Raw genomic sequence first — 9179 nt, 5'->3', positions numbered from 1 at the left:
GGATTTATACCGCTTTGCGGAAGGCAAAAGTCTTATACCATAAGCCTTTCATGTTCCTAGTATATACCTCACTCAGTCGCAAATTGCTGTATTTTTACAATCCAAATCAATCATTTTCAGTTTATAATGTTACCAGTGTAAAATAAATAAGAGTAGTTATTCATAATGAGTCCACATCCGTATAACTTTGACAACCTTCTCTTCTGGAATAACCTGATAAACCAAACGATGCTGAATATTAATGCGTCTGGAATAATAGCTCGCTAAATCGCCACTGAGTTTCTCATAAACAGGATAAGATTGATAGGGATTTGACTTAAGAATATTTAATAACTCGTTAGCTTGTTTTGCCAACCCAGTACGAGCCAGCTTTTCAGCATCTTTTTTCGCTTGTTTGGTAAAAACCAACTGCCAATTATCCATTTAAAATTGCTCTGATACCCGCCTCATCCACACAATCTTCAATAGAAGTGTTGCCACCTTCAATAATTGAATCTACCATACCAGGAATAGAATACAAATAAAGCGTTTCTTGGATAGAGTTCCAATCTTCCTCAGCAATTAAAATAGCATTCTTTTTCGTACCAGATAACAAAATTGGTTGATGATTATCATTGGTATCATTCACTAATTCATCAATTTGTTCTTTGGCCTCAGTAACAGTAACAATTTTCATGTAACTATCCCTTAAATTAACAACATAAGTAGGTGGGTGGAATTAAATATAAAATAAACGTAGGTTGGGTTGAAGCATGAAACCCAACGCCCGCATGGGTTACGCTACCGCTAACCCATCCTACAAATAATTGTGCCTACCTACTTAACCGATTCTAACACAAGTCAACTATTATTCCGCATAATAGCACCTTTTCTAAATATTTCTCATTCCTCCGATTAAACGCCAAGGAATAAGAGGATAGCGAGACTTAATTTCCTTTGGTACATTTCTAGTTGCTTCTCCAATTAGATATTTGTTTGATTCTTGGCCAATGCTGCCGATGTCATTCCCTTTGTACGTCGTTCAATTTCGCTGCATCAGCTTAATTCCTTTACTCCCTTGAAGGGGATTATTTTTTCCACCTTTTTAAACTCTAAAAATTTCAGAGTTCACAGCTTATCGCTTACTTAAGATGGATAATTATTAGGATTTTCCATCAGCAATTCCTCACTGATAACAGCAACATTCAATTCATTATCTGCCGAGACAAAAGTGATAGAAGGTAAACCACTAGCTAGGCAAAGTGTATTAACAGCACAACCTACTGCTAACTGGATTGCGTCATAACCTCTTAAACCATAAGTTTCCGCTAATACCATTCCTGAATTAATTATACTTTCGGTAATTTCAATGACTTGATAATCTTTAAGCGAGTCCTTTCTCAACTGATGAACTATTGCCGTTGCATCGGTAACGCTAATACTTCCAGTGCGGGATCTTCGCGTAATAGCAGCTACAATTTCTACCTTGGCGATTGCGGCAATAAATATTTCATTATTTAAAGCATCAGTAAATAATTCCAATACCCATGCTGAACCAGTTTCGCTGATATAACGCTTGACCAAGGCACTACTATCTAAGAAATAAAGTGCCATTTAACGGCGTTCCTCAATAATCGTTTCTGAAATAGGTTTTCCCTCGATTTCAATCAATCGTCGCTCAGTTATCGGTTGAGATGAAGGACGCTTAATCTGCTTGACTAATCCAGCATCAAGAAGAGATTGGTGAAATACCGCTTGTTTCTCAGCTTCTTCTTTATCCATAAGATACTGTTGAATCTTCTGATTAAGCAGCTGAAGTTCTTTTAGCTCAAGAGTCTCAAGCTGATTCAAGATTTGAGTAAGGATTGCCTGTGTCATAATCTGCCACTTTTTTTGCTGTCTGAGTAATTAATCTTTTATAGCAAAGTTATAATTGAGCTAGTACAATAGACAGTATCATAAAAATTCACTCTTTAGACCTGCTTGATCGTAAATTTTTAGATTCTAGGCGCTTAATATCCTCTTGTCAGTAGCTGTTGAAAAGCAAAATGATCAAATCCTAGAGAACAGATTAGATATTTGTTTGATTCTTGGCCAATGCTGCCGATGTCATTCCCTTTGTACGTTGTTCAATTTCGCTGCATCAGCTTAATTCCTTGCCAGTGAACCAAATAAAGAGAAAGACTTTACCGCTAGTTTTGGCAACTATTCTCGGTGTGAGAGGAGGAGGCAGATTTTGCTGCCGTTTCCTCCTGATAGCTAAGACAGGATCAGTTTTTGCGGTAAAAAATCTTACTGCCTTGGTCACTGACAAAATGACAATTGCGGTAGGACCGCCAGAGAGATTTGAAAATCGGTTCTTTCGAGACGCGATAATAGTCTCCTAAGACGGGACGGATAGCCTCGGTTGCTTCTTGGAGATGATAGTGGGGAATAGTGATAAAAATATGATGGGCGACGTGAGTACCAATTTGGTGATGGATGGGATTAAAGATGCCATAATCGCGATCGATGGTAGAAAGCGCCCCTTTAAGAAAGTACCAGTCTTGACCGCGATACCAGGGAATATCATCTTCGGTGTGGTGTAGGAATGTCACCAAGTCCAACCAAACCACAAAGACGATATAGGGCATGATGTAGTAGTTAAACAGAAACCAAAAGCCGTAGCTGATACCCACCCCGATTAATAGACCTAACATAAAGGTACAGCAAACGGTGCTAGTCAGTACCTGCCACCGTTCCGAGGGGCGAAAGAGGGGGCTTTCGGGCATAAAATGGGACCCCTGTTTATTAGGGGAACGACGGAAAAGATAGAGGGGATAAACAAATAAAATTAGCTGAAAACGAGCTAATTTTTCGTACCAAGCCATATTGTTATACTGGGTTTCCGTGACGGGATACCAACTTTCGTCGGTGTCGATATTGCCGGTATTAGCGTGATGGGTGCGATGACTGATGCGCCAACCGTGGAAAGGTACGAGAATGGGAGTATGACTGAGATGACCGATTAGGTTATTTAACCAACGATAACGGGAAAAGGAACCGTGACCGCAATCGTGACCGACGACAAATAAGGCCCAAAACATGGTTCCCTGCATAAACCAAAAAAGGGGGAAGAACCATGCTTGATTAATCTGGTAAGTTATCCAGTAAAGTAGGGTAATGATGCCAATATCAAAAAAAAAGTAGGCTAAAGAGCGAAAAACGCTTGATTGGAAGCAACGGGCCGGGATAGCTAGACGGACATCCTGTAGGGTAAATGGCAAAAATTCTCTTTTTAGGGAGGGTTTAGGTAGGGTTTGGGACACTAGGTTATAACTCAAGATAGATGACAGGGCAGTATTGACGAAAGCTTGAGAACTAAACTTTTCTGTTTCTCGATGCGCTATCTTTTCTCTATCTCAGCTAGGAGCGGATAAGACCGAGCGATCGAGCGAATTTCGTCTAACTCACCAGAATTATATTGTAGGGCTTAATGTAACTTAACAAAGGCCCCTAGGGAAAGTGAATCACATTCTCCCCCTGTCTGTCCGTCTGTCCCCTTGGACATCTAGTACAATAATATCTGAGAAAATAGACAAGACTCTCGGTTATTCAATCAACATTATGAACCAATTACCTATTCATCCAGCTAACAAAAATTTTACCCATAGTTGCTTGACTTTTGCCGATTTTTAGGCGGTAATTGGTGGCTTTCGTCTCGGTCTTGAACAAATCGGTTGGCAATGTGTTTTTAGCAACGAAAATAACCCAGATTGTGTGAAAACCTACAATCACTCACGGTTTTGGCATTAATCAAGGGGTGACAGTTGATACCCACGTCAAGAGCCTTAGCCAGCGCCTCGGCTTGACGAAACACAAAGAGCCAACTCGCATCGAAAAAGATTTAATGAGCCTATTACCCCAAGCAGATTGGGAAAATTTTGCCATTCGCCTTATCTATCACGGACGAGCAGTATGCAAGGCCAGAAAACCTGAATGTTATAACTGCCAATTGGCTCACCTCTGTCCTGCTGCCCAATAAATATATTAACATTGTTTTGTCAGCAGATAAGTTTAGAGGTCCATTTATGGCAATAGCAACTTTGACAGCACTTCACGACACTGCGATCAAGAAATCGACAGAACAATCCAGTAAGCTACCCGATACTGAGAAAAAGATTTACAAAGCCGGACAAACCATCAGCATCGACAGGGTGGAATCTGCACCCAACGGACATTTAAAAGTAACCCTCAGTTTTGGTGCTGGTGTCTGGTATATCTTTGACAAGGATTGGTCTCCTATTCCAGAGTCTATAGAAACAGAAGGAAGTAGTAGCAAAGTTCCTGAACAAGCAGTTCAGATTATAACTGAGTTTGAAGGTTTTGTCCCTCATGTTTATAATGACGGTGTGGGAGTGGCGACGATTGGGATTGGAACAACTCGGTATCCTAATGGCAAACCTGTTCGTTTTGGCGATCCAAATATCACCTTAGAAACTGCTCAGAGTTATTTATCCCACGATCTTGAAAACACCGTAAATCACTTGGCTGCTTCAATTCCTTATTGGAATGAGATGAATGATAATCAGCGCTCAGCATTGATTTCGTTTGCTTATAATTTGGGCGATTATTTCTACGGTAATCCCGGTTTTAATTCTATCACTTCTGCTTTGCGAGATAAACGCTGGAATGATGTACCCAAGGTTTTAGAACTCTACTCTAATCCAGGTTCCAATGTCCATGAAGGTCTGCTGCGACGGCGCAAGGCTGAGGGTGAATTGTGGCAAGGTAAGGGGAAATTTGCTAAGTAAGTAGTTGTGTCTCTGGGGTGATATTTGCACCACAGAGACACAGAGAACACAGAGAGATATTTATTTGTTCCAGGAATAAAGCATGAGATTATTTTTTGTCGGGTTTAAGCAAAATTTTTTGATGAGAACTATGTTCTTGTTATTTATCTGCTTATTTTGCAGTCAAACAACTCTTGCAGAAACCTTAGAGACGAGAAATTTTATTGTCAAGATTACTAGGAATTGCCCCGAAGGAGAGGTAGTATGTAATAACGTCTCATACACCGGAAGAAGTCTAAGAACCGCAGAATCCATTAAACTTACTGGGAGAACTGTTTATCGTTTGTGTTCAGATGGAGTTACTCCCTGTCAATTTCTCGGCTATGAGTTCATCAATAGAAATTACCGTTATTTTGTCACAGAAAGCGGCACACTTAGAATCTATAAAAATGGCAAACTTTTCCTTGAAGAAAGTGGTTCATGGAAGGATTAATCGTGATTAAATTGTCGCCACTCCTGAACAATTATATGATTTTCTGGTAATTTTTTAAGAAAATTTTCAAATTTCAGGCGTTCGGGAGATTTTTTTGTCCCTAGTCCAGTATTGAGTTCGTCAAGTACCGCCTGACGAATGACTAAAGATTGCTGCTGAAGAACAGATACAAAAAAGGCGGGATTTTGAGAGACAAAATCAGTCAGTGAGATTAAATAAGTCTCTGCAACTACACCATCGAGACCTTGAGCCATTCGGAGAAATATCTCAGCCGCAGTTAAATTCCCCGTAATCGCTTGTTTACCAAAACGGGAGATCGCAGATAAACCATTTTCAAGTAATAACTTGGTCGCCGCATCACAGGACATTCGAGAAGTTTGACTTTCTTTAATCCAACCGGAAACTGGGGTGCGAATGTTTACCCAGCCATACCGCAGGCTAATTTGCTCGAAGGACATACCAATAGGCAAAGTACCGATAATGTTATGCTTTTTTACTTGCGGGGAAGAGCGGATATTAGCATAACCATCCCGACTGATTACAACAGATTTTTGACAGGAATCAGCGAGCGCGGGAGAGAGCCAGAAGAGGCTGAAACAGCCAACAAGTGCAACAATTTTTTGCTTGAACATTAAATTCACTACGCTTCCTGATTCCTCATAATTGTTAATTCAACAATTAGAACATCAGGTATAAACCACCGAAAGATTAATCTGTGATTGTTTATTTTTTATTTTGTCGATCAGAGGAACTACTTCGGCATTAAAAGTATTAGAATCCCTGACAACAATACAGCCAGAAGAACCTGGTACGTTGGCATCACGATGAAGTCCGAGTTCACCTCTACCTTGACGCGGATCGGGGGTGATATGATAAAACATTCCTTCTACCCCTTTCGTTGCTAAATTGTAGCCACTGGTAGAAATCTTCCAGTCGTTAGCCGGGGGTAAACAACCTTTGCCTCGAATAGTATGAGCGCCTGGGTATTGAAAACCATTAATCCCTGATGTAGCAACTACTTTCAAAATTTCTTGGCCATCCTCAAAAAATGTTAAAGATCCATTAATTAAGTAAGGGCTATGCGCTTGTTTGAGGGTAAAAACGGCAGTTACGATACCAGTAGTAGGTGGCGTAACGTCAGGCTTGGCTTCTCCCGTATCCCAATGAGGTAAGAAAATCCACCAAGAACCGGCATCAAATGCGAGTTCTACCTGACTGTGCAAGCCATCATTTTCAATGACTTTCTCGATATCATAGGTTTTGCCTTGGCGAACATTGACTTTTTGATCTTCAGGAAGCGTACTACCCTGAACCGGTGCTTTTTTGAGGATAGTATCAGTAGTAGCGGTATATTTCATGATGCAATTCCATTGAAAGTTTCTTATTATATATTCTCTAATAGTATTACAATTGTCAAGAGATTATTAGCAGTTCTTTAAAATTATAGAAGTTACGCATTGACAGAAAGCCTCAAATGCCTCAAAGCCTCAAATAGACATAGCAAGTTTATGCGAACATAGTCTCCGTAATATTCTCCATAATAAATTGGCGAATAACAGGGATAAATAGCTTTCGGGCAAATTCATAGCAGTTGTTAATCAGTTGATTAAGACAGGCAGTCTGAAGATGACAGAAAGCACGGAGAGCGCAAAAGAAATGATTACGAATTGCCCACTGATCACGAACGAAAAAGCGTTCAATATTACAGACTTGTTTGATGACTCGATGAAACTCTTCAATTCCTCTGCTCAACAGCAAACAAATCTTTTAGGATATCATCCCTTGATTGAGAATTGCCAAGGCCAATTCTGGCGAGCGCCTGATTCATTTCGTACTTCCAGCTATCTCCCTCCATTGATGACCCCGGTACTCGTAGTTCGATGGCGCGATCGAGATAGGAGATGGCTTGGTTTAAATCAGGAGGCTGTGAACTGATATAAGCATAACCTAACTCTGCATTATACGAAGGATTATTGTTATCACTCGCTACCAGAGCCTCAAAAATCGGAATTGTTCTATTGACCCGATCTTTAAATGTTAGAGTTCTCCTTCCCAAGCTACGGGCATCATGGGCAAGATTAAAAACAATTTTTTTAACATCATCACTAGCGCCTTCAAGTTTCTCTTTCAATTCTGATAATTCGGACTGATTTAGCCCTTCTTGAATCTGCTGGTTGACTAGATTGCGGATGTGTGTTTTTTCTTCGAGTTCCTTGGCTTGAGATTCTGCTTTCTCTTTCAGGGTGAGCGCATCTCAAACCCTATTGACAATTGTGCAATTTTGTGGTTTGCGTGGGCATTTCCAGTGATACCAGTCAATCAGAATAGTTACGCACTCTTAACATTTGGTCAATTTTTGCTTAACAATTGAGATAGAAAATTATACTCAAATATGCCTGAATCACCTTCTAGGTAAGCAACTCACCTAAGCTGTTAAAACCCAAAAAAAAGGGCGAACAAAATTCACCCTAACAAACAAAGTAATCATCCTACAAACTGCCGATAAACTGATCAAGGCGATCGAATCCTTTTTCAATCGTCTTTAGGTCTGTAGCGTAGGAAAGACGAATACAATCATCGGCACCGAAAGCAATACCGGGGATAGCAGCTACTTTTTGGGTTTCGAGAAGTTTCTGACAAAAATCCCGTGATTTTAAACCAGTTTGACTAATATCGATAAACACATAAAAAGCACCGTTGGGAGTAGGACAATTGAGTCCTGGAATGGCTCGCACTCGTTCTAAAATATACTGTCGGCGCTCGCTAAAAGCTTTGACCATTTCCTCGATGCAATCTTGGGAACTCTCCAAAGCAGCGATCGCACCGTATTGGGCAAAAGTGCAGACATTGGAGGTACTATGACTTTGGATCTTAGTCATAGCCTTGACAATTTCCACCGGTCCTGCTATGTAACCGACGCGCCACCCCGTCATCGAGAAAGCTTTAGCAAAACCATTACTAATAATACTGCGCTGAAAGATTTCCGGACCAAAAGAAGCGATACTGCGGTGAATTGCGCCATCGTAGAGTATTTTCTCGTAAATTTCATCAGAAACCACTAAAATATCCTTTTCAACCACAATTTTTGCTAAAGCTGCGATTTCTTCGGGAGTATAGACAATACCGGTAGGATTAGAGGGAGAATTGAGAACAAATAATTTAGTTTTCGGTGTAATTGCCGCTTCTAGCTGTTCGGGGGTGATTTTATAGTGATTCTCTAGGCTAGTGTTCACTATAACCGATGTTCCCCCCGCTAACGTCACCATTTCAGGATAACTCAACCAGTAGGGTGCGGGAATAATTACTTCGTCCCCCGCTTCAATTAACGCCATGATTAGATTGTAGAGAGACTGTTTACCCCCATTGGTAACGATGACATTATCGGCATTGTATGCTAGTTGATTATCCCGCAGCAATTTCTCGGCGATGGCTTTTCTTAACCCCGCTTCCCCGGCAGCCGGTCCGTAGCGAGTTTTTCCCTCATCGAGGGCCTTTTTCGCAGCAGCTTTGATGTGAGTGGGTGTGTCGAAATCTGGCTCCCCGGCGCTAAAACTACAGACATCTTCGCCGTTTTTCTTCATTTCCTTGGCCAGAGAGTCGATAGCTAGGGTAAGGGAGGGAGTAACTTGATTGACTCGTGACGCTAGTTTCATAGTATTTTACCCTGAAAGGGCTTTTCTGATGACCTACACAACCTTTAGTATTGTCCATTACCCCGATTGTTCTGGGTGTTTTTTTATATAATCTCCGGAATTGCGGCGCTTAGGTATGGGAGTGGGGTGTGGGGTGATGGGGGATGGGGGAAGTGGGGTGATGGGGAAGTAGGGTGTGGGGTGTGGGGTGATGGGGAAGTAGGGTGTGGGGTGTGGTGCGATTCGTTGGCTAGAAACTAGACAGTAAGACGTTTAGAGGATTAGCCGCTTGGTAAATGTAGT

The 9179-nt window shown here is 41.1% G+C and carries 11 protein-coding genes and 2 pseudogenes; 3 read left to right on the top strand and 10 right to left on the bottom strand.

The genetic code is table 11. The features are described 5' to 3' along the window. Positions 1-156: 156 nt before the first annotated feature. The 5 genes from PX636_RS08155 to PX636_RS08135 all read right to left on the bottom strand — a co-directional run bounded on the left by PX636_RS08155 (position 157) and on the right by PX636_RS08135 (position 3287). Entirely contained in the window at positions 157-423 is a 267-nt protein-coding gene (locus PX636_RS08155) for a Txe/YoeB family addiction module toxin (RefSeq protein WP_002756029.1), read from the bottom strand. Continuing rightward, positions 416-676 (bottom strand): type II toxin-antitoxin system Phd/YefM family antitoxin, encoded by a 261-nt coding sequence (locus tag PX636_RS08150; protein WP_002736246.1) that lies wholly within the window; start codon positions 674-676, stop codon positions 416-418. Before PX636_RS08150 ends, PX636_RS08155 begins: the two co-directional genes overlap by 8 nt. A 449-nt stretch (positions 677-1125) precedes the next feature. Continuing rightward, complete coding sequence (locus PX636_RS08145; RefSeq protein ID WP_288116701.1) at positions 1126-1593, bottom strand: type II toxin-antitoxin system VapC family toxin; 468 nt, start codon at positions 1591-1593, stop codon at positions 1126-1128. Continuing rightward, entirely contained in the window at positions 1594-1857 is a 264-nt protein-coding gene (locus PX636_RS08140) for a hypothetical protein (protein ID WP_002800342.1), read from the bottom strand. It lies immediately after the preceding gene. A 392-nt stretch (positions 1858-2249) separates the two neighbouring features. Beyond that, positions 2250-3287, bottom strand: a complete 1038-nt coding sequence (locus PX636_RS08135) for a fatty acid desaturase (protein ID WP_287684196.1) — start codon at positions 3285-3287, stop codon at positions 2250-2252. 376 nt (positions 3288-3663) lie between these two features. Between PX636_RS08135 and PX636_RS22850 the strand changes: the two genes are divergently transcribed. The 3 genes and pseudogenes from PX636_RS22850 (at position 3664) to PX636_RS08120 (ending at position 4772) form a co-directional block, all read left to right on the top strand. After that, positions 3664-3774, top strand: a complete 111-nt coding sequence (locus tag PX636_RS22850; RefSeq protein WP_409828265.1) for a DNA cytosine methyltransferase — start codon at positions 3664-3666, stop codon at positions 3772-3774. Continuing rightward, positions 3752-4003, top strand: a pseudogene (locus tag PX636_RS08125) (endonuclease III domain-containing protein); the annotation flags it as partial. The gene PX636_RS22850 and the pseudogene PX636_RS08125, both read left to right, overlap by 23 nt. Further along, complete coding sequence (locus PX636_RS08120) at positions 3903-4772, top strand: lysozyme (RefSeq protein WP_288116699.1); 870 nt, start codon at positions 3903-3905, stop codon at positions 4770-4772. The pseudogene PX636_RS08125 and the gene PX636_RS08120, both read left to right, overlap by 101 nt. A gap of 468 nt (positions 4773-5240) precedes the next feature. On the opposite strand, the gene PX636_RS08115 is transcribed toward PX636_RS08120, so the two are convergent. The 5 genes and pseudogenes from PX636_RS08115 to PX636_RS08095 form a co-directional block, all read right to left on the bottom strand. Continuing rightward, positions 5241-5876, bottom strand: a complete 636-nt coding sequence (locus tag PX636_RS08115; RefSeq protein ID WP_002798175.1) for an SH3 domain-containing protein — start codon at positions 5874-5876, stop codon at positions 5241-5243. A gap of 54 nt (positions 5877-5930) precedes the next feature. Next, complete coding sequence (locus PX636_RS08110) at positions 5931-6602, bottom strand: L,D-transpeptidase (protein WP_288116698.1); 672 nt, start codon at positions 6600-6602, stop codon at positions 5931-5933. A gap of 148 nt (positions 6603-6750) precedes the next feature. Next, a pseudogene (locus PX636_RS08105) lies at positions 6751-6984 on the bottom strand (IS701 family transposase); the annotation flags it as partial. Further along, positions 6980-7375, bottom strand: coding sequence for a tetratricopeptide repeat protein (locus tag PX636_RS08100; protein ID WP_288116697.1), 396 nt, complete (start codon positions 7373-7375; stop codon positions 6980-6982). The gene PX636_RS08100 and the pseudogene PX636_RS08105, both read right to left, overlap by 5 nt. A 358-nt stretch (positions 7376-7733) precedes the next feature. Then, positions 7734-8897: a pyridoxal phosphate-dependent aminotransferase gene (locus PX636_RS08095; protein ID WP_002798179.1), complete on the bottom strand. Its 1164-nt coding sequence runs from the start codon at positions 8895-8897 to the stop codon at positions 7734-7736. Positions 8898-9179: the final 282 nt, after the last annotated feature.

The sequence above is a fragment of the Microcystis sp. M53598_WE2 genome (assembly GCF_030067735.1).
Lineage (GTDB): Bacteria > Cyanobacteriota > Cyanobacteriia > Cyanobacteriales > Microcystaceae > Microcystis > Microcystis aeruginosa.
This window is presented reverse-complemented; position numbering and strand designations above follow the sequence as displayed.

Excerpts from the sequence above, each read along its gene's own strand:
- PX636_RS08155 (WP_002756029.1), bottom strand. The coding sequence starts at position 423 with ATGGATAATTGGCAGTTGGTTTTTACCAAACAAGCGAAAAAAGATGCT.
- PX636_RS08150 (WP_002736246.1), bottom strand. The coding sequence starts at position 676 with ATGAAAATTGTTACTGTTACTGAGGCCAAAGAACAAATTGATGAATTA.
- PX636_RS08145 (WP_288116701.1), bottom strand. The coding sequence starts at position 1,593 with ATGGCACTTTATTTCTTAGATAGTAGTGCCTTGGTCAAGCGTTATATC.
- PX636_RS08140 (WP_002800342.1), bottom strand. The coding sequence starts at position 1,857 with ATGACACAGGCAATCCTTACTCAAATCTTGAATCAGCTTGAGACTCTT.
- PX636_RS08115 (WP_002798175.1), bottom strand. The coding sequence starts at position 5,876 with ATGTTCAAGCAAAAAATTGTTGCACTTGTTGGCTGTTTCAGCCTCTTC.
- PX636_RS08110 (WP_288116698.1), bottom strand. The coding sequence starts at position 6,602 with ATGAAATATACCGCTACTACTGATACTATCCTCAAAAAAGCACCGGTT.
- PX636_RS08095 (WP_002798179.1), bottom strand. The coding sequence starts at position 8,897 with ATGAAACTAGCGTCACGAGTCAATCAAGTTACTCCCTCCCTTACCCTA.